Here is a 19,058-nt window from a genome sequence, read left to right on the forward strand (position 1 = left end):
TCGGAAAGACAGCCGGCCCGCGTGCGGTGCCGCCCCGTCGGTTGTCAGTAGTTGACGTAGGAGGCGACGGCGAGGTGGTCCGAGTACTCGCCGCCGGTCAACGACGTGCTGATGGTACCGGCGTTGTTGAAGCCGTTGCCGCTCTTGACCAGCAGGAAGTCGATCCGCCGGCTGCCGAGCGTGTCGTGCGCCGAGGAGCAGTTGCGGCTGCCGCACTTCTCGGCGATCGGGTCCCGGTACCCGTAGGCCTTGGCGTCGTTCCACCAATCCGCGTCGTCGGGTTCGGCATTGGCGTCACCCGCGACGATCTTGAGGTCGCCGCCGAGCCGGCCCATCGCCTCGTCGGCCTCCTTGATGTTCTCGGCGGCACACTTCGGGCCGTACCAGGTGTTGGTCGGCCAGTGGATCGAGGCCACCGAGACGTCCTGGTTGGCGATGTTGTCGTGCAACCGGATGGCGATGTTGTGCACCCGGTCCTGGCTGGTGGTGGTGGGTTCGAGATTCAGGCAGGGGCCGGTGCCCGCGTTGTAGTTCTCGGGGGCGTCGGAACGCCAGCGGGTGGCGGCCTCGTAGGTGAACCGGTCCGAGCGGTAGATGACCGCGTTGCTCTGCTGGTTCTTCATCTTGCCGCAGGTGCTGGTGTAGCCCATCGAACCCGGCTCGGCGATCGCGATCTGGCCGGCGTACGTGCCGGGCAGTTGGTCGGAGAGGTACTGGGTCAACGTGTTCAGCTGCGCCTGGTTCGACACCTGCTGGACGGTGAAGATGTCCGGGCTCAGCGGCCGGCCCTTGATGTAGGTGACCAGCCGGTCCCAGATCTTGCCGTCGGCACAGGAGCTCGGCAGCCAGTTCTCGATGTTGTTGTTGTAGACCACCAGGAAACCGGGGGACGTGTTGACGGCGGCCGAGGCGGCGGTGGCGCTGACGACACCGACCGCCGCCGTCGTGAGAGCCGTGGTCAGGACGGCGACGACGCCGCGCAGAACGCGGTTGCTACGGATGGACAACTTTCCTCCTGCTGATGTGGTGGCTGTGACGGCTGGTCCGCCCCCGGTCAGAGCGTGCGCTGGTACTCCTCCCAGGTCCGCTTGGGGCTGACCGCCGGACCGTCGTCGGCGCCCCGGTTCGCCAGTCCGTTGAGGCCGAGGTAGTAGTCGCCGGCCTGGTTGCGCGCACCGGTCGACTGGTCGGTGTCGGAGAGCGCGATGGCGTGGATGTGGTAGCCCCAGTCCCCCTGGTCCGGCGTGCGCAGCCAGGCGGCGAAGCCCACCGTGCGCAACTGGCGCAGCACGGTGGTCCGGGTGGTCGAGGAGAGCCCGCTGACCGACAGGTCGAGGGCGCCACCGCCGTCGTGCGTGCCGGCGGAAGCGCCCACACTGGTGTTGTACGAGCCCTGCGTGATGCTGAGCTGCCAGCCGAGCAGCCGTTCGGCCTCGAACAGCATCGCCCTGGTGCGGGTGTTGACCTGCACGCCACGAAGGCTCACCACACTGCCGGGCGAGATCGCCTTGACGACGGTGTAGCGGTTCTCGCCCAGTAGCCGCAGCGACGTCGGGCCGGGCAGGCCGGTCGCGTCGAGGCCGCTGTAGCCCAGCGACCTCTGGTACGCCGCGTACGCGGCGATGGTGCTGGTGCCGAAGTGCCCGTCGATGTAGGTCGAGGCCAGCAGCCCCCTGGCCTGGAGGGCCCGCTCCACCAGCAGCACACTGTCCTTGGCGCCCGGGGTCAGCGCGGTGTCCGGCCGACGCGGGTCGATCTGCGCCGCCTTGATCACCGCTTCCATGTCGACCGGCGGCAGCGCGGCCGCGGCGGGACGGGCCAGCGGTCCGGCAGCGACAACCGTCGCACCGGCGGCGACGATAAGACGCCTTCTCGTGATCACTTGTCCTCCAGGGGATGGGTTGTCGCCTCAGCACCTTCTGCCGGCCGCATCGTCAGACCCCCACACGTCGACGACATTCGAAGCCTGCGGTAGATCTTGGCAGAGATCCCCATCAATGAAAATGCCCATCTCTCGCCGTCGCCCCGTTGCCCCGTCGATCATGGAGTTGTGGCGCCTGTTTTGCGGCGAATGTGAGGCTGATGAGGTGCCCGAACTCCATGATCGACGGAGTGGGTGGGGGTGAGGGCGGGCGGGGTGGGGGAGACGGGAAAGCCGCACCCGTGCGTCAGCGCGGGTGCGGCTTGGAGGGCTTCTGGTCAGGCCAGGGGGGCGGCCTCTACGGTGTGGACCTCGATGTCGGAGCCGAAGAGTCCGAGCAGGATGTCCCGGACCGCGTCCCGCAGCGCGGCACACGCCACCGGGTCGATCAGGCTCGCCAGGGAGGCGATGCCGAGGTCGAACCGGCTGGAGAACTCCACCCGTACGTCGTCGCCGACCTCCACCACCTGCCACGCGCCGGTGAACATCGCGAAATCGCCCCTGATCTGGTCGAAGCCGATCCGACGGCCGACGGGGTCGATCTCGTCGCGCTCGGCCCAGACCAGGATGCCCTTACGGAAGTTGACCTCCCAGGTCGACTCCACCTCGGTCGGACTGATCCGGGTCACCCCGACCGTCCGTACGGTGTCGGTGAACTCCGGATACGCGGCGAAGTCGGCCAACCGGTCGAACGAGTCCTTGGCGTCCGCCTTGGGCAGTAGGGCGTGCACGACGACCGAGCACTCCATCGAGTGGCCTCCTCAGTTCGGGTTGGCGATCACTGCCGCAACCCCTGGACAAGTTGGTGCAGGGAAACCCGCCAGGCGTCCTCGAGATCAGTCGGGGACATCGCTTCCGGTCCGTTGGGGATCGTCCCGAACGACGTGGGCAGCAACTCGGGGATGATGACCAGCCCGCAGACCGCCACCACCCCGTCCAACCGGGCCAGGTCCTCGGCGGGGAGGACGTCCGCGAACGCGGGCCGCACCAGTCGGTCCACGATCGACGGATCGGCCAGTCGTCCGGTGGGCACGGCCATGCCGTACTGCCGGCCGACCTCCGTGACCAGATCGAGGTAACGCTCCACCGGCAGGCCGGCCGGCCCGGCGGTCAGCCAGTAGTCGCCCTCGCGCAGGTCGGCGTCGATCACCGCCCGGATGCCCCGGGCGACCATGTCCTGCGGGACCAGGTCGAAGAACGTGCCGGGGTGGGCGGGAATGAACGGCAGTTGCCCGGTCAGCAGGAACTCGGCGAGCTGGTGGACACCCTGCTTCTGCCGGATCACGCCGGTGCGGGAGTCGCCGATGACGATCGCCGGACGGACGACCACCGCGTCGATGCCGCTGTCGCGGACCATCCGTTCGCCGAGGTACTTCGACGTCACGTACTCGTCGGTCCGCGCGGCGGTCTTCTCCGTGCCCAGCCGGCCGCCACCACCGCTCTGGCCGTGCCGGGACACGTAGGCGGTGCTGACGTGGACCAGGACGGCGTCCGCCTCTGCGGCGAACTCGATTACCCGGCCGAGGCCCTCGATGTTGAGCCGGTCGACCTCGGCCTGGTCGGCCGAGAAGTTGACGATGGCAGCCGAGTGGACCACCACGTCGACCTCCGCGCAGAGCTCCCGGTAGGCGCGCGGGTCGAGCCCGAGCGAGGGAGCGTGCAGGTCCAGCCGGACCATCCGGTCTGAGCCGGCCGGCAGGCGGCGGAACACCCCGGCTATCACGTCGTGCCCGGCCAGCTCGGGCAGCAGGGCCGTACCCACGACGCCGCTGGCGCCGGTGACCAGGACGGTACGCTTCGTCATGCGGGGGAGCCCGTCGTCGCGGCGGGGAAGCGGTCGGCCAGCGCGGCGCAGGCCCGCCCGAACGAGGCGATCAGCCGGCTCTCCTCTTCCGGCGTCATCGTGGCCGGGGGGTCAGCCGGAGCACCGGGTGTGCGTTCATCGAGTGGTTGACCAGCACGTCGTTGTCGAGCAGGTCCATCAGGAACTCCGCAGCGTGGTGACCGGCCCGGAACTCGACACCGATGAGCAGCCCGGCGCCGCGGATCTCGGCCACCAGGTGCCCGATCGGCTCCGCCGCCGAGGTCATCGCCGCCAGCAGCCGTGCGCCCAGACTCCCCGCCCGGTCGACCAGCCCCTCGTCCCGGATCACCTCGACCGTCGCCCGGACCGCGGCCATCGCTATCGGGGCCGCGGAGAACGTGGACGTGTGCAGGTACGGGTCCTTGTCGAGCGGCGCGAAGACGTCCGCCGTCGCCAGGGTCGCCGCGACCGGCGTCAGACCACCGCTGAGCGCCTTGCCGACCAGCAGCATGTCCGGCCGGACACCGTCGCGTTCCGCGCCCCACCAGGTCCCGAGACGCCCGAGCCCGGTCATCACCTCGTCGAGGACGAGCAGCGCACCCCGGTCGCGGCAGAGCGCCTCGACGGCCTTGAGGTAGCCGGGCTCCGGGATGATCACCCCGCCCTCGCTCTGCACCGGCTCCACCACCACGCAGACATCGCGGTCGACGACGGCGGCCAGCTCGTCCAGGTCACCGAACCGAACGTGGACCACGTCGGGCAGCAGCGGGCGGAACGGATCCTGGTAGAGCGACCGCGCGGTGAGCGAGAGCGCCCCGGTCGTCTTGCCGTGGTAGCCACTGTGCATGGAGACCAGCCGGTGTCGCCCGTTCACCCGGGCGAGCTTGATGGCGGTCTCCACCGCCTCCGCGCCGGAGTTGGCGAAGTGCACCTTGTCGAGCCCGTCGGGCGCCACCGAGGTCAGCGCCTCGGCGGCCCGCGCCGCCGGTTCGTTCAACAGCACCCGGGTGGACAGCGCCTGCCGGTCGAGCTGGTCGCGCACCGCTGCGAGCACGGTCGGATGGCCGGCGCCGACGAAGAACACGCCGTACCCGGCGCAGTTCAGCAGTTGGCGACCGTCGGCGGTGTGGACGACCGCACCCTCGGCGCCGACTTCCAGTGGCGTGTTGAGCATGGCCGCAACCCGACCCTGCCCATCGCCCAGGTGACGGCGGTAGAGGTCGAAGACACTGGAGGACACGGCGGAAGTGTGCCCGATGGACGGCAAGCGATCAAGCATGTGTCGAACGGGTTTCGTCTTCGGTCAAACACTCGACTATGGACGATTGCTGGTGGAACTCACGTTGATCTAAGGTGGCCCGCGTGGACGCGTATCGCGAGATCATCTACGCCGTTTCCGACCGGATCGCGACGATCTCGCTGAACCGGCCGGAGGAGCGCAACGTCTACACGGTTCGGATGGCCGACGAGCTCGCCCACGCCTTCGACCGTGCCGACCAGGACGACGACGTCCGGGTGGTCGTCCTCACCGGGGCGGGCGAACACTTCTGCGCCGGGCTGGAGCTGTCCATCTCGGAGCTGGACACGCCCGACGATCCGGACGGCGGTGACTGGGCCGAGCCCGCAGGGCGGTGCTCGATGCGGATCTTCGCGATGAACAAGCCGGTCATCGCCGCGATCCGCGGCGCGGCCGTCGGCGCCGGGGCGACCATCATCCTGCCGGCCGACTACCGCCTCGCCGCCACCGACGCGCGGTTCGGGTACGTGTTCAGCCGGCGCGGCATCTACGCCGAGGGCGCGTCCGCCTGGTTCCTCCCGCGGCTGGTCGGGATGGGCTGCGCGATGGACTGGATGATCAGTGGGCGGGCCTTCGACGCGGCCGAGGCGCTCTCCGCCGGGCTGGTCCACAGTGTCTACGAGCCGGAGCAGTTGCTCGACAAGGCGTACCAACTGGCCCGGACGATCATCGCCACGACCGCGCCGGTGTCCGTGGCGGTCATCCGACAGATGCTCTACCGGATGAGCGCGTTGGACTCGCCGTATCCGGTGCAGCGGCTGGACTCCCGCCTTGCCGCCGGAGCCGTGCAGAATCCCGACGCGCAGGAGGGGTTCGCCTCCTTCCGACAGCGGCGCAGTCCGGTGTTCCCCGGCCGGGTCAGCACGGACCTGCCGGACGGTCTCCCGTGGCGCAGCGAGTGACCTCTATGCTCTCCGCATGACGTCGCAGTCAGCCGGCCCGGGCCCGGAAGTCGCCGAACGGATCACCATCGCGGCACCAGCGGAGAAGGTCTACACGGCCGTCGCCGACGTCCGGCGGATGGCCCGGTGGAGCCCGGAGTGCTTCGCGGTCTGGGTCACCCGGCGCGACGGCGGACGGCCGGACCGCTTCGTCGGCTGGAACCGGCGGGGTCCGTACCTCTGGTTCACCACCTGCCGGGTCGTCACCGCGACGCCGGACTGCGAGTTCGCCTTCGACGTCACCACCTTCGGCCAACCGGTAGCCCGCTGGGGCTACCGGTTCACGGCGACCGACGGTGGCACCGAGGTGACCGAGTACTGGCAGGACCGTCGCAACCGCACGGCGCACGTCCTCGGGAAGGTCTTCACCGGCAAGGCCGCGGGCACCCGCCCGACGGTCAACCGGGACGGCATGCGCGAGACCCTGAACCGGTTGAAGCGGGAGCTGGAAGAGCGCTGACGCAATGGCAGGTGCTGCATGATCCCCCGGGTCTATCCAGCGGTGCCCCTTGCGGGGCTGGTGGCATTCCTGGGGATGCTGCTGGCCGGCTGGTGCGGGCCGACACTGCCGACGGTCCGGTCATCTGCGGCATCGACCAGGCCGCCTTTCCCGACCGGCGGCTCCCGGCGTTGCATGCCGAGCTGACGGTGGACTACCACCCCACAGGTTGCGCCCCGGCCCCGGTGTCGCAGGCATTGCCCCGTTGGGTGATGATCGCGCTGGGCGGTGGCGGCGCGGCGCTGATGGTGCTCTGGCTCAGGGCGGGCCGCTGAGCGACCCTGCCTGTCGCGGCTACCGGTGCCCGGGCGTCGAACCCGGCGGCACCCGGTCGCAGTAACCGGTGGGCGGTCGGTCAGTCGCGCAGCGTACGCAGGATGCGGGCGAGCTGTTGCCGGTCGGCCGGTGGGAGGTGCCCGAAGAGGTCCTCGGCGGCGGCCCGGCGGGCGGAGTGGATGGCGACGCCGACGCGCGTACCCGCCTCGGTCGGCGCGACCAGGGTGGCGCGCCGGTCCGCCGGGTCGGGTCGGCGTGCCACGAGCCCGCGCGTCTCCAGGTCGTCCACCACCTCGGTGGCCGAGCGTGGGGCGATGCGCAGGTGCTCGGCGAGCGCACTGAGCCGCAGCGCGCGGTGCCGGATCAGTACGGCGAGCGCCCGGGACTGGCCGGGCGTGACGTCCCACGGCGCGAGCGTCTCCCGGGTGCGGTGGCGCAGCCGCCGCGTCACCGCCCAGAACGCCTCGGCGAGGCCGTCCTCGGCCGGCTCGTCCGTTTCTCCAGTCACAGGGAATACGGTATCAGCAGAAGCTGTTGCTCCCTCATGTTGAGGTAACCTCAGTATTGCCTACGTGAGGGAGCGCCCCTTGGAACCCACCCACTCCGGCCGCGACCGCGGCCCCCGCAAGGTCAGCGCCGCCGAGAAGGAGCAGGCCCGCCAGGTGTCGCTGCGGCGTATCGGCCGGCTCTTCGCCCGACACCGGAGCGGGCTCGCCACGGTCACCGCGATCATCGTGGTGTCCTCGGTGCTCGCCATGGCCTCGCCCTTCCTGCTCCGTGCCGTGATCGACCGGGCGCTGCCGGAGCGTGAGCTGACGCTGCTGGTCTGGCTGGTGGCCGGCATGGTCGGGGTCGCCGCCCTGACCTCGGTGCTGGGCGTGGCGCAGACCTGGATCTCCACCCGGATCGGGCAGCAGGTCATGCACCGGCTGCGCACCGACGTCTTCACCCACCTGCAACGGCAGTCGCTGGCGTTCTTCACCCGCACCCGCACCGGCGAGGTGCAGTCCCGGATCACCAACGACATCGGCGGCATGCAGAGCGTGGTCACCTCGACCGCGACCTCGATCGCGTCCAACCTGACCACCGTGGTCGCCACCGCGGCGGCGATGGCCGCGCTCTCCTGGCGGCTCTCCCTGGTCTCCCTCGTCGTGCTGCCGCCGGCCATCTGGCTGACCCGTCGGGTCGCCCACCTGCGCCGCGAGATCACCGCACGGCGTCAGCGCGAGCTGGCCGACCTGAACGTCACCGTCGAGGAGGGGCTGTCGGTCAGCGGCGTGCAGCTGGCCAAGACCCTCGGCACCGGCCCCGCCCTGGCCGCGCGCTTCGCCGCGTCGTCGGCCCGCCTGGTCGACCTCGAACTCCGCACCGAGCTGGCCGGACGGTGGCGGATGGCCACGATGAGCATCGTGTTCGCCGCCATCCCGGCGGTCCTCTACCTCAGCGCCGGCCTGCCCGGCACCGCCGGCACGCTCAGCATCGGCACCCTGGTCGCCTTCACCGCCTTGCAGGGCGGGCTGTTCCGTCCGCTGATGGGCCTGCTCAACGTGGGTGTCTCGGTGACCGCCTCGCTGGCGCTGTTCGCCCGGATCTTCGAGTACCTGGACCTGCCGGTCGAGGTGGGCGACCCCGCCAAGCCGGTCGACGTCGACCCCCGTCGGGTCCGGGGCGACCTGCGCCTCACCGACGTGACCTTCCGCTACCCGGGCAGCGACACCGCCGCCGTCGCCGGGGTCACCCTCGACGTGCCAGCCGGCACCAGCCTGGCCCTGGTCGGCGAGACCGGCTCCGGCAAGAGCACTCTCGCCGCGCTGGTCAGCCGGCTGTACGACCCGACGAGCGGCCGGATCACCGTCGACGGTGTCGACCTGCGTCACCTGCGCCTGGCCGACCTGGCCGGGATCGTCGGCGTGGTCAGCCAGGAGACGTACCTGCTGCACACCACGGTGCGGGAGAACCTGCGCTACGCGCGCCCGGACGCCAGCGACGCCGAGATCGAGGCCGCCGCGCGGTCCGCCCAGATCCACGACCTGATCGCCGGGCTGCCCGACGGGTACGACACGGTCGTCGGCTCGCGGGGGCACCGCTTCTCGGGCGGCGAGAAGCAGCGTCTCGCGATCGCCCGTACGCTGCTGCGCGACCCACGCATCCTGATCCTGGACGAGGCGACCAGCGCGCTGGACACCGAGACCGAGCGCGCGGTGCAACGGGCGTTCGACGAGGTGGCCCGAGGGCGTACCACCATCACCATCGCGCACCGGCTCTCCACCGTGCGGGAGGCGGACCAGATCGCCGTGCTCGACCACGGGCGGATCGTCGAGTCCGGCAGCCACCACAGCCTGCTGGAACGCGCCGGCCGGTACGCCGCGCTCGCCGCCTGACGACCCGTCGCCAGCCCGGCCCCGGCCCGGCTGGCTGACTGTTCACCAGGACTTACCCCGGCGGTATGCACGGGGTACCGGGCGGCGTCCCGCTCTCCCTACCATGCCGCCATGGGTTTCTTTCGATCTCGGGTCGGCCGGTGGACGCCGCCCCAGCAGCCCGCCTGCTCTTGTCCGGAACACGCCGAGGACCTGGTCGAGCTGGTACTGCCGACGGACGATCCGGGCTGGCCGCCGGCGCGGTTCGCCGACCTGGTCGAGGGGCGGGAGGTGGGCGTGGAGCCGCTGCCCCCGCGGGACCGGTGGCTCGAGCCGTACGACGAGTCCGACGCCGGGCCGGAGCGACTCGGCCCCTTCCACTGGGTTCTCTGGGTGGGGGACGGGGCACGCGGCTGCTACTCGGACGACGCGCCGTTGTCACTGGACCAGGCCCTGCTGGACCGGTCCGGCGTCGAGCGCGTGGAGTGGCTGGACCGGGAGGAGTTCCTGGTGGGCGCCCCGACGCTGTGTGCCGGCGGGGTGCTGGCCGTCGTGGCCCGCGCCCTCGCCGACCCCCGGGTACGCCGCCCGCTGCCTGAAGCCCCGCCGGCCTGAAGCCCCGCCGGGGGCTGAGGTCGGGGCGGGGGAGGGGTGACCCGCCTGACCGCCGACTCTGCTTTCTCGTGGGATAGCGTGCCGGCCCGCCGGTGAGTGCCGACGCCCCCGCTACCGTCAGCACTGGCTTTATCCGGCAAATCTGACAAACCGGATTCGGTGGCTGCGACCGGCCGGCGGACAGGTTGCTGCGGCGATCAGACCCGAAAAAGGTCCAACCAATGTGTTGACGAGCTGGTAACGCCGGCCTAACCTCGAGGCAATTGGTCGAACCAAAGGTCGGGGAGGTGAGTCGCGTGGGGATGGACCTGAGCGCACTGGTGCAGAGTCTCTCCGAGCGCGCCATCGTCGAACCCGAGACCGGCCGGCTGCGGCTGCCCACCGAGCGCGACCTGGTGACCTCGCTGGACATGAGCCGTGGGGCCCTCCGCGAGCAGCTCTCGATGCTGGAGATCCTCGGCTTCCTGGACCGTACCCAGGGCCGTGGTTCGTACCTGAACGCACCTGACGCCGACTTCATCCGGCTCTACTTCGACCTGTGTCGGCAGCTCGGCCACCTGAGTCACGCGCAGTTCTCCTCGGCCCGGGAGATGCTCGAGATCTCGGTCGCCGAGGCAGCGGCCCGACTGGCCACCGCCGACGACGTCGACGACCTGCGTGGCCTCGTGGACCAGATGGTCGAGGCCAGCAGCGCCGGCCAGGAGGACCGCGCCCTCGAGGCGGACCTGGAGTTCCACAGCCGGCTCAACCAAATCGTGGACAACCCCATCTTCACCCTGCTGCACGACGGGCTCAGCCACGCCCTGCGGCAGGAAGTGGTCGAACGCCGACGTCTCGCAGCCACGCGGGAACCGGCGGCGTCCGGCACGAGCCGGGTCGTCGACACGGTGCACTACAGCATCGTCGAGGCAATCGCCGATCGTGACAGCGAAGGCGCCCGGGTCGCGATGCGACGGCACTTCACCCTCTGGTCGTCGCTCACCGGAGCCAGCTAGACCCCACACCGTAACCACCAGTGACGCGGCGATCGGCCGCGCACCGGCTGGACGCTGCCCGGAAACCGGACGCACACCGCGGACCGGCCGATGGCGGGCGCCCGGCCGTCGTACATCGGAAGGACAGCGATGAGTAATCCACGCGTCGTCTTCGTTGGCGTCGGTGCCATCGGTCTGCCGATGGCGACCCGACTCGTCGCCGCCGGCTACCCGGTGACCGGCGTGGACCCGATGCCGGCCGCCCAGGAGCGGGCGACCGCCGCCGGGATGACGGCCGCCGAGCGGTTCTCCGACGCCCCGCGCGCGGAGTACGTGATCGTCATGGTCGCCACCCCGGCACAGCTCGACGAGCTGGTCACCGACGCGCTGACCACCGACCTGACCGGGCAACGGTGGATCGTCATGAGCACGGTCGGACCGGATTCCGTACGCGAGCAGGCCGCCCGGCTGACGGCGGCCGGCGTACGCGTCGTCGACGCACCCGTCACCGGCGGCGTCGCCCGCGCCCGGACCGGCGAACTGACCCTGTTCGCCGCCGGCGACCCGGCGGACGTGGCTGCGGCGGGCCCGGTGCTCGCCCACCTCGGCACCCCGCACACCGTCGGCGAGACCGTCGGCGACGGTCAGGCGATCAAGGTCGTCAACCAGCACCTCTGCTCGGTGCACATCGTGGCCGCCGCGGAGGCGCTCGCCCTCGCCGGCAAGCTCGGCCTCGACCAGCGGAAGGTGCTCGCCCTCGTGGAACAGGGCGCGGCCGGCTCCTGGATGCTCTCCGACCGTGGCCCGCGCATGCTCGAGGGCACCGACGTCGAGGTCACCAGCACGATCAACATCTTCGTCAAGGACAGCGGCCTGGTGGCCGCCGCGGCCCGGACCGCCGACGCGCAGACCCCTCTGCTCGACCTCGCCCGGGCCCGCTACGAGCAGGCGGCCGAGGCCGGCCTGGCGACGCGCGACGACTCCCGCGTCATCGAAACCTACTGAGTCCCCCACCCCCGCACACCCCACCAAGGAGCAGGCGATGACTGCTGCATCCGCCGCCGCACCCCGCCACGCCGGCGCGGCGAAGGTCTCGTTCGCCTCGATGATCGGCACAGCCGTCGAGAGCTACGACTTCTTCATCTACGGCACCGCCTCGGCCGCCTACTTCGGCACCGTCTTCTTCCACACCGAGGAGAAGCTGGTCGGCGTTCTGGCGTCCTTCGCCACCCTCGCCATCGGCTTCCTCTTCCGGCCCCTCGGCGGCTACCTCGCCGGCCACTACGGTGACCGGATCGGCCGCAAGGCCGTACTGATGTGGTCGCTCATCCTGATGGGCGTCGCCACCGTCCTGGTCGGCGTGCTGCCGACGTACGGCCAGATCGGCATCGTCGCGCCGATCCTGCTGATCCTGCTGCGCATCCTCCAGGGCATCGGCTTCGGCGCCGAGTGGGGTGGCGCGGTCCTGATGGCCGTCGAGCACGCCCCCGCCCGTCGCCGCGGCTTCTTCGGCGCGGTACCCCAGATCGGCATCCCCGCCGGCCTGCTGCTCGCCAACGGCGCCTTCCTGCTCAGCGAGGCGCTGTTCACCGGCGACTGGGTGTGGCGCGCGCCGTTCCTGTTCTCCATCGTGATGGTCGCGGTCGGTCTGTTCATCCGGATGCGGGTCACCGAGTCGCCCGACTTCACCGAGATGAAGGCCAACAACGAGATCCGCAAGGCCCCGGCGCTCGAGGTCCTCCGGCGCGACTGGCGGGTCATCCTCAAGATCGTCGCGCTGCGGCTCGCCGAGACCGGCGGCTACTACGTCACCACCAGCTTCATGCTCTCGTACGTGGTGCTCGCCGAGCTGACCAGCAAGGAGAACGTGCTGATCGGCACCCTCGTCGGCTCCGCGCTGGGCCTCGGCAGCCACCTGGCCTTCGGCGCCCTCTCCGACCGGATCGGCCGCAAGCGGGTCTTCCTCATCGGCTCGGTGTTCACGATCGCCTTCGGCGTGCCGATGTTCCTGCTGATCAACACGGGCGCGGTCGTCATGGTGGTGGTCGCCGTCGCCCTGGGGCTGCTGCTCAGCCACGACCCGATCTTCGCGGTCGAGTCGTCCTGGTTCTCCGAGCAGTTCCCGCGGGACGTGCGCTCCTCCGGCATCTCCCTGGGCTACAACGGGGCGTCGCTGATCGCCGGCCTGCTGCCGTTCGCGGCGACCGCCCTGTACGGCTGGATCGGCTGGATCGGCCCCGCCGTGCTGTTCAGCCTGCTCGGCGTCGTCTCGACCACCGCCGCCGTCTTCACCCGGGAGACCGCCCCCGCCGTGGTGGGGGAGGACCGCAGCGCCCCGGTCCCGACCAAGCCGGCACTTGTCTGACGAAGAGAAACGGGGAAACACGTGAGCACGATCGCTGAACCCCAGCTCGACCGGTCGGACCTGCCGACCCGGGTCGAGCGGGTACGCGCCGCCGCCTACCGGATGCGGCACCACATCCTCGACATGGGCGAGGTCCAGGGGCAGGGCTACGTCGGCCAGGGCCTCGGCGCCGCCGACATGCTGGCCGCCGCCTACGTCGACCAGCTCCGCTACCGGGCGGACGACCCGCACTGGGCGGAGCGGGACCGCTTCCTCCTCTCCACCGGCCACTACGCGATCGCGCTGTACGCCGCCCTCGCCGAGGCGGGCGTGGTGCCGGTGGAGGAGCTGGAGACGTACGGATCGGACGAGTCCCGGCTGCCGATGTCCGGCATGGCGTCCTACACCCCGGGCATGGAGATCTCCGGCGGCTCGCTGGGCCACGGGCTGACCGTGGCGGTGGGGATGGCGCTGGGCCTGCGCCACCAGGGCAACCCGGCCCGGGTGATCAACTTCCTCTCCGACGGCGAACTGGACGAGGGCTCGACGTGGGAGGCGGCCATGGGCGCCGCGCACCACAAGCTCGGCCGGCTCACCGCGCTGGTCGACATGAACGCCTTGCAGGCCGACGGACGGACCGAGACCGTGCTGCACATCGAGCCGGCCGAGGAGAAGTGGGCGGCGTCCGGCTGGTTCACCCAGCGGGTCGACGGCAACGACGTCGAGGCGCTGCTCGCCGCGTTCGACGCGGTCGCCGCGCAGTCGGAGCTGACCGGCCGGCCGTCGGTGATCCTCTGCGACACCCGGATCGGCCGGGGCGTGCCGCTGCTGGAGACCCGGGAGAAGGCACACTTCATGCGGATCGACCCCGACGAGTGGGAAGTGTGCCGCCAGCAGTTGACCGACGGGTACCAGAAAGTGGAGGCACGATGACCAGCGCGACCGCGACCCGGCGGCTGACCACCTCGGCGATGATCGCCTCGTTCGCCGATCCGGGCCAGCGCACCGACAGCGCGCCGTTCGGGCACGCCCTGGCCGCCCTCGCCGAGCAGGACCCGCGCGTGGTGGGGCTGACCGCCGACCTCGGCAAGTACACCGACATGCACGTCTTCGCCCAGGCGCACCCGCACCGGTTCTTCCAGATGGGCATGGCCGAGCAGTTGCTGCTGGGCGCGGCGGCGGGCATGGCGGAAGTCGGCCTGGTGCCGTTCGCCTCGACGTACGCGGTCTTCGCCGCCCGGCGGGCGTACGACTTCCTCTGCCTGGACATCGCCGAGCCGAACCTGAACGTCAACATCGTCGGCGGTCTGCCCGGCCTGACCACCGGGTACGGCCCGAGCCACCAGGCGACCGAGGACATCGCCATCTTCCGGGGCATGCCGAACCTGACCATCGTCGACCCGTGCGACTCGGTGGACATCGCCCAGGCGGTGCCCCAGCTCGCCGCGTCCGAGGGCCCCACTTACCTACGCCTGCTGCGCGGCAAGGTGCCCACCGTCCTCGACGAGTACGACTACACCTTCCAGCTCGGCAAGGCGGCGGTGCTGCGCGGCGGCCGGGACGTCGTGTTCGTCTCCAGCGGCCTGATGACCATGCGCGCGTTGCAGGCGGCCGAGCGGCTCGCCGAGCACCACGTCGACGTGGCGGTGGTGCACGCGCCGACCATCAAGCCGTTCGACGCGGCCACCGTCCTCGCCGAGGTCGACTCCGACCGGCTGGTGGTCACCCTGGAGAACCACACCGTGGTCGGCGGGCTGTTCGAGACGGTCGCCTCGGCCGCCGTCCGGGCCGGGGTCGCCAAGCGGATCGTGCCGGTCGCACTCCCGGACGAGTTCCTGGCCGCAGGCGCCCTGCCCACCCTGCACGACCGGTACGGCCTGGCCACCGACCGGATCGTCGAGAAGGTTCTCGGGGAGCTGGCGTGAGCGGCGGCGCGGCGGCGGGCGGCGGACCGGCCGCCGCGCCGAAGACGGTGGTGCTGGACGACGACCCGACCGGCACCCAGTCCGCCAGCGGAGTGCGGGTGCTGCTGAGCTGGGACGCCGACCTGCTGACCGCCACCCTGCGCGAGGTGGACGCGGTCTACCTGCAGACCAACTCCCGGGCCGTGGACCGGGCCACCGCCGTGGCCCGGTGCCGGCGCATCCGGGACGAGGTCGAGGTCGCCTCGGCGGCGCTCGGTGTGCCGGTGCAGGTGGTGCTGCGCGGGGACTCCACCCTGCGCGGGCACGTCTTCGCCGAGACGGACGTGTTCACCACCGACGACAGCCCGGTCCTGTTCGTGCCGGCGTTCCCCGCCGGTGGGCGGACCACCGTGGGCGGCGTGCACTACGTGCGTACCGCCACCGGGCCGGTCCCCGCCCACCAGACCGAGTACGCCGCCGACCCGGTCTTCCCGTTCCGCCACTCCGAACTCACCCGGTACGTGCGGGACCTCGGCTGGGCGGAGGCGTTCCCGGTGCCGCTGGAGCAGCTCCGCTCCTCCCGGGGCGACGCGGTCGCCGCCGCCCTGCTCGCCGCCCCCGGCCGCGCCGTGGTGACGCCGGACGCGGAGACGGACGAGGACATCGACCTGATCCACCGCGGCCTGCGGGCGGCGCAGCGTGCCGGCCGGCCGGTCGTCGTCCGGTCCGCCGCGCCCCTGGCCGCCCGGTGCGCCGACGCGGTCAGCCGGGGTCTGCTGTCGCCGCCGCTCGCCGACGGGCGGGGCCCGGCGCTGGTCGTCTGCGGCTCGCATACCTCCGGCGCGACCGCCCAGTTGGCGGAGCTGGACCGGCGGCACGGGCCGGTCCGGCTGACCATCGACACCGCAGCCGCCCTGACCGACAGCACGGCCGCCGGCCGCGCGGTCGTGCCCGCCGCGCGTACGGCCCTGGCGAACGACGGCATCGCGGTGGTCAGCTCGGAACGGACCCGCCGCGACGAGCACAACACCCTCGCGCACGGGGAGGCGGTGATGGCCGCGCTCACCACTGCGGTCCGCGCCCTCGCCGACGACGTGCGCGTGGTGGTGGCCAAGGGCGGCATCACCTCGGCGGAGGTGGCGAGCACCGGCCTGGGCGTCACCTCGGCGACCGTACGGGGTCAGGTGCTCCACGGCGTGTCGGTGTGGGACCTGGACGTCACCGCCCGGGCCGCGACCTACGTCGTCGTGCCGGGCAACGTCGGTGAGCCGAGCGCCCTCGCCGACATCGTCGACCGGATCTGACCCGACATCGGCGTGGCGGGTGGGGCCCGCCACGCTTTCGGCGATCCTGGCCCGTCCGGGCTGCCCGGACCGCGCGGTATCGCCGAAACGACGTCGATGCGGCGGCGGCCGTAGGGGAAATCCCCGACCCAGGTCGAACCGTTCATCCACCACAGGACCGAGGGCCGGCGGTCCCGTCAGCGACCCCGGTAGGACGACGGGCGCGACCGGAGGGCGACGGCGCGACGGTGACGGCCACCTACCGTCGGGGGACGTGGAAGAAGATCTTGAAAAGACCGGGACGCCCGGCGCGGACCGACCTACCCGGACACGCCGGCGGCGAGTCCTGGTACGGGTTCTCGCTGGTCTGGTCGCCGTGTTCGCGGTGGTCAGTGGCGCCGGGTGGAGCTACGAGACGCTGTCGAGGCGGGACGACGATCGACGGCATCCGGCGCCGGGCCGGTCGATCGACGTCGGCGGGCATCGGCTGCACCTGCACTGCACCGGAGCGGCCGGTGGCGCACCGACGGTGGTCTTCGAGGCGGGGCTCGGCGAGTCGTCCACGACCTGGGCGACGCTGCACCAGCGGCTGACCGCCGGAACCGCCCGGGTACGGGCATGCAGCTACGACCGGGCCGGCTACGCGTGGAGTGACCCGGGCCCCGGTCGGCGAGACGCCGGGCGGCTGGCCGAGGAGTTGCACACACTCCTGGACCGGGCTGGTGAACGAGGCCCCTTCGTCCTGGTGGGGCACTCGTTCGGTGGGTTCGTGGTGCGCCTGTTCGCCGACCGCTGGCCCGGCGAGACCGCCGGCATGGTGCTGGTGGATGTCACCGACGAGCGTGGGATCGGTGAGTTGGAGGCGAGCGCACCGATCGTCCGTACGCAGATGACGGCCTTTCGGTTCGCGGCCCGGACCGGCCTGGTGCGCCTGTTCCCGGGCCTCGCCGTGCCCGCCGACGCGCCCCCGGCGGTACGTGCGCACGCTGCGGTCGTCTATCGAAGCACCAGCATGGCCGCAGCCGCCGACGAGGCCGCGGCCTCCGCGGACAGTGCCCGGCTGGTGCAGTCGACGGTACGTCCGGGAGCGTGGCGGACCTGGCCGGTGGTGGTGATCTCCGCGGCCGGGCAGCCGCGCGAGGCGTTGGACCAGCACGCCCGACTGGCCGCGCTGTCCAGCCGAGGACAGCACGTGGTCGCGGCCATCGACGATCACTACGTGCACTACGGTCAGCCTGAGCTGGTGCTCGACGCGGTACGGAGGACAGTCGACGCGGGCGGTGCCCAGCGACCACATCGCCGATGAGCGACGGGCCGCAACAAGGGAACCGGGCCCGACCTCGAGTTGGTCGCCCGGCTCGCGGCCGCCGTCGACGTCCCGGTGGTCGCCGAGGGGCGGATCCACACCCCGGCGCAGGCGGCCCAGGCTCTTCGCGCCGGGGCATGGGCCGTCGTCGTGGGCACGGCCATCACGCACCCCACCACCATCACCGGATGGTTCGCCACGGCCCTGGCCGGCGTCCACCAAGGACAGACGGGTACGGCTGATGTGAATTCCTGAGCGTCGCCATCCACAGCGGATGTCGAGAGGCGCGCGACCAGCTCGCATCTCCATGGTGGTGCGCAGGCCGACCAGGAGCGACCCGAGGGCCCGACCGGAAGGCGGTCACCTACTATTCCGATAGTGTTAGGTGGCTTTCTATCATGTGGGGCGTGCAACAGAGCGGTGGGCAACCGGACCCCTTCGTGCCAGGGGTCGTCTTCCTCGACATCATCGTCACCGAACTGCGCGAGCTGCCGGCCCGGTACGGGTTTCTCGGCGACATGATCCTGTCGGGCGAGCGCTGCCAGCTGCGGCGGGCGACGGCGGCGATCGCCGGGCTGCCGGTGGCCGCCTGATGGCCGTCGTAGCGTCGAACCGGCCGACCGGGCCAGAGCCCGTCCGGACGGTCGCGGTGTCGGCCGCCCGGCGTCGGCAGCGCCGGCGGCAGACGCTGACCGGGTACGCCTTCCTCGGCCCGAGCCTCGTCGGTGTGGTCGGCTTCCTGCTGGTGCCGGTCATCGTGGTCATCGGCATCAGCCTGCACCGGTGGGACCTGGTCAGCCCGGCCCGCTGGGTCGGCCTCGACAACTACCGGTCGATCCTCACCGACCCGGCCTTCGGCCGCTCGCTCGCGGTCACCGCCTCGTTCGTACTGCTGGTGATCCCCGTGCAGGTCGTGCTCGGGATCTGCACGGCCCTGCTGCTGGACCGCCGACTGCCGGGATCCGTCCTCTTCCGGGCGATCTTCGTGCTGCCGTGGGTCTCCGCGCCACTCGCCCTCGGCGTGGTGTGGAGGTGGCTGTTCGACCCGTCCGACGGCGCCGTCAACGCGTTGCTCGGGCACCGGGTGGAGTGGCTGACCAGCCCGACGCTCGCGCTGCCCTCGGTCGCCGCGGTCACCGTGTGGACGCAGGTCGGCTACGTCACCCTGTTCTTCCTCGCCGGTCTGGCCGGCATACCCGAGCAGTACCACGAGGCGGCGCGGATCGACGGCGCGAACGGGTGGCAGACCTTCTGGCGGGTCACCCTGCCGATGCTGCGCCCGACCATGTTCTTCGTCCTGACCACCCAGGTGATCTCCAGCTTCCAGGTGTTCGACACGGTGTACGCGATGACCCAGGGTGGCCCGGCCGGGCGTACCCAGGTGATCGCCTCGGCCATCTACCAGGAGGCGTTCACCTCGTTCCGGATGGGCCGCGCGGCGGCGATGTCGGTGGTGCTGTTCCTGCTGCTGGCCGCCGTGACGCTCGCCCAGCAGGCGTACTTCCGCCGACACACGACGTACGAGGTGGGCTGA

The 19,058-nt window shown here is 71.4% G+C and carries 20 protein-coding genes and 1 pseudogene; 15 read left to right on the forward strand and 6 right to left on the reverse strand.

Annotated features, from left to right (window positions below):
• Positions 1–44: 44 nt before the first annotated feature.
• The 5 genes from GA0074692_RS05840 to GA0074692_RS05860 form a co-directional block, all read right to left on the reverse strand.
• Positions 45–1,007 carry an exonuclease/endonuclease/phosphatase family protein gene (locus GA0074692_RS05840; RefSeq protein ID WP_091640154.1) on the reverse strand — a complete coding sequence of 321 codons (963 nt, stop codon included), beginning with the start codon at positions 1,005–1,007 and terminating at the stop codon, positions 45–47.
• 47 nt (positions 1,008–1,054) lie between these two features.
• A complete protein-coding gene (locus GA0074692_RS05845; protein ID WP_218106566.1) occupies positions 1,055–1,882 on the reverse strand; it encodes a peptidoglycan-binding domain-containing protein in 828 nt (275 codons plus the stop codon).
• A 317-nt stretch (positions 1,883–2,199) separates the two neighbouring features.
• Positions 2,200–2,670 carry a type II toxin-antitoxin system RatA family toxin gene (locus GA0074692_RS05850; RefSeq protein WP_091640157.1) on the reverse strand — a complete coding sequence of 157 codons (471 nt, stop codon included), beginning with the start codon at positions 2,668–2,670 and terminating at the stop codon, positions 2,200–2,202.
• Positions 2,671–2,699: 29 nt separating this feature from the next.
• A complete protein-coding gene (locus GA0074692_RS05855; protein ID WP_091640159.1) occupies positions 2,700–3,725 on the reverse strand; it encodes an SDR family oxidoreductase in 1,026 nt (341 codons plus the stop codon).
• A gap of 94 nt (positions 3,726–3,819) precedes the next feature.
• Positions 3,820–4,965, reverse strand: a complete 1,146-nt coding sequence (locus GA0074692_RS05860; RefSeq protein ID WP_218106567.1) for an aspartate aminotransferase family protein — start codon at positions 4,963–4,965, stop codon at positions 3,820–3,822.
• A gap of 122 nt (positions 4,966–5,087) precedes the next feature.
• Here GA0074692_RS05860 and GA0074692_RS05865 point away from each other — a divergent pair, with 122 nt between their 5' ends.
• The 3 genes from GA0074692_RS05865 (at position 5,088) to GA0074692_RS05875 (ending at position 6,737) form a co-directional block, all read left to right on the forward strand.
• On the forward strand, positions 5,088–5,924 hold the full coding sequence (locus tag GA0074692_RS05865; protein WP_091640161.1) for an enoyl-CoA hydratase-related protein: 837 nt from the start codon (positions 5,088–5,090) through the stop codon (positions 5,922–5,924).
• Positions 5,925–5,940: 16 nt separating this feature from the next.
• Positions 5,941–6,423 carry an SRPBCC family protein gene (locus GA0074692_RS05870; RefSeq protein WP_091640164.1) on the forward strand — a complete coding sequence of 161 codons (483 nt, stop codon included), beginning with the start codon at positions 5,941–5,943 and terminating at the stop codon, positions 6,421–6,423.
• 92 nt (positions 6,424–6,515) lie between these two features.
• The gene (locus GA0074692_RS05875) at positions 6,516–6,737 is read left to right on the forward strand and encodes a hypothetical protein (RefSeq protein WP_091640166.1); all 222 of its coding nucleotides are present in this window, start codon (positions 6,516–6,518) and stop codon (positions 6,735–6,737) included.
• Positions 6,738–6,817: 80 nt separating this feature from the next.
• On the opposite strand, the gene GA0074692_RS05880 is transcribed toward GA0074692_RS05875, so the two are convergent.
• Positions 6,818–7,246 (reverse strand): MarR family winged helix-turn-helix transcriptional regulator, encoded by a 429-nt coding sequence (locus GA0074692_RS05880; RefSeq protein WP_091640169.1) that lies wholly within the window; start codon positions 7,244–7,246, stop codon positions 6,818–6,820.
• Between the two features lie 79 nt (positions 7,247–7,325).
• Between GA0074692_RS05880 and GA0074692_RS05885 the strand changes: the two genes are divergently transcribed.
• The 12 genes and pseudogenes from GA0074692_RS05885 to GA0074692_RS05940 all read left to right on the forward strand — a co-directional run bounded on the left by GA0074692_RS05885 (position 7,326) and on the right by GA0074692_RS05940 (position 19,058).
• The gene (locus GA0074692_RS05885) at positions 7,326–9,119 is read left to right on the forward strand and encodes an ABC transporter ATP-binding protein (protein WP_091640172.1); all 1,794 of its coding nucleotides are present in this window, start codon (positions 7,326–7,328) and stop codon (positions 9,117–9,119) included.
• Positions 9,120–9,230: 111 nt separating this feature from the next.
• Complete coding sequence (locus GA0074692_RS05890) at positions 9,231–9,713, forward strand: hypothetical protein (protein ID WP_091640175.1); 483 nt, start codon at positions 9,231–9,233, stop codon at positions 9,711–9,713.
• A gap of 302 nt (positions 9,714–10,015) precedes the next feature.
• On the forward strand, positions 10,016–10,708 hold the full coding sequence (locus GA0074692_RS05895; protein WP_245730613.1) for a FadR/GntR family transcriptional regulator: 693 nt from the start codon (positions 10,016–10,018) through the stop codon (positions 10,706–10,708).
• A 129-nt stretch (positions 10,709–10,837) separates the two neighbouring features.
• Entirely contained in the window at positions 10,838–11,692 is an 855-nt protein-coding gene (locus GA0074692_RS05900) for an NAD(P)-dependent oxidoreductase (RefSeq protein WP_091640177.1), read from the forward strand.
• Between the two features lie 37 nt (positions 11,693–11,729).
• Complete coding sequence (locus GA0074692_RS05905; protein ID WP_091640180.1) at positions 11,730–13,052, forward strand: MFS transporter; 1,323 nt, start codon at positions 11,730–11,732, stop codon at positions 13,050–13,052.
• 21 nt (positions 13,053–13,073) lie between these two features.
• A complete protein-coding gene (locus tag GA0074692_RS05910) occupies positions 13,074–13,964 on the forward strand; it encodes a transketolase (RefSeq protein WP_218106569.1) in 891 nt (296 codons plus the stop codon).
• Entirely contained in the window at positions 13,961–14,956 is a 996-nt protein-coding gene (locus GA0074692_RS05915; protein ID WP_091640182.1) for a transketolase family protein, read from the forward strand. Before GA0074692_RS05910 ends, GA0074692_RS05915 begins: the two co-directional genes overlap by 4 nt.
• The gene (locus tag GA0074692_RS05920; protein ID WP_218106570.1) at positions 14,953–16,239 is read left to right on the forward strand and encodes a four-carbon acid sugar kinase family protein; all 1,287 of its coding nucleotides are present in this window, start codon (positions 14,953–14,955) and stop codon (positions 16,237–16,239) included. The genes GA0074692_RS05915 and GA0074692_RS05920 overlap by 4 nt, the downstream gene beginning before the upstream one ends.
• A 253-nt stretch (positions 16,240–16,492) precedes the next feature.
• Complete coding sequence (locus GA0074692_RS05925) at positions 16,493–17,524, forward strand: alpha/beta fold hydrolase (protein ID WP_141725177.1); 1,032 nt, start codon at positions 16,493–16,495, stop codon at positions 17,522–17,524.
• A 15-nt stretch (positions 17,525–17,539) separates the two neighbouring features.
• Positions 17,540–17,779, forward strand: a pseudogene (locus GA0074692_RS05930) (HisA/HisF-related TIM barrel protein); the annotation flags it as partial.
• A gap of 152 nt (positions 17,780–17,931) precedes the next feature.
• Positions 17,932–18,117, forward strand: a complete 186-nt coding sequence (locus GA0074692_RS05935; protein WP_141725178.1) for a hypothetical protein — start codon at positions 17,932–17,934, stop codon at positions 18,115–18,117.
• A complete protein-coding gene (locus tag GA0074692_RS05940) occupies positions 18,117–19,058 on the forward strand; it encodes a carbohydrate ABC transporter permease (protein ID WP_091640190.1) in 942 nt (313 codons plus the stop codon). The genes GA0074692_RS05935 and GA0074692_RS05940 overlap by 1 nt, the downstream gene beginning before the upstream one ends.

This window comes from Micromonospora pallida, assembly GCF_900090325.1.
Lineage (GTDB): Bacteria > Actinomycetota > Actinomycetes > Mycobacteriales > Micromonosporaceae > Micromonospora > Micromonospora pallida.

Bases quoted from the DNA above. Each gene is read 5' to 3' on its own strand.
- GA0074692_RS05850 (WP_091640157.1), bottom strand. From the start codon at position 2,670: ATGGAGTGCTCGGTCGTCGTGCACGCCCTACTGCCCAAGGCGGACGCC.
- GA0074692_RS05855 (WP_091640159.1), bottom strand. From the start codon at position 3,725: ATGACGAAGCGTACCGTCCTGGTCACCGGCGCCAGCGGCGTCGTGGGT.
- GA0074692_RS05870 (WP_091640164.1), top strand. From the start codon at position 5,941: ATGACGTCGCAGTCAGCCGGCCCGGGCCCGGAAGTCGCCGAACGGATC.
- GA0074692_RS05890 (WP_091640175.1), top strand. From the start codon at position 9,231: ATGGGTTTCTTTCGATCTCGGGTCGGCCGGTGGACGCCGCCCCAGCAG.
- GA0074692_RS05895 (WP_245730613.1), top strand. From the start codon at position 10,016: ATGGACCTGAGCGCACTGGTGCAGAGTCTCTCCGAGCGCGCCATCGTC.
- GA0074692_RS05900 (WP_091640177.1), top strand. From the start codon at position 10,838: ATGAGTAATCCACGCGTCGTCTTCGTTGGCGTCGGTGCCATCGGTCTG.
- GA0074692_RS05905 (WP_091640180.1), top strand. From the start codon at position 11,730: ATGACTGCTGCATCCGCCGCCGCACCCCGCCACGCCGGCGCGGCGAAG.
- GA0074692_RS05915 (WP_091640182.1), top strand. From the start codon at position 13,961: ATGACCAGCGCGACCGCGACCCGGCGGCTGACCACCTCGGCGATGATC.
- GA0074692_RS05940 (WP_091640190.1), top strand. From the start codon at position 18,117: ATGGCCGTCGTAGCGTCGAACCGGCCGACCGGGCCAGAGCCCGTCCGG.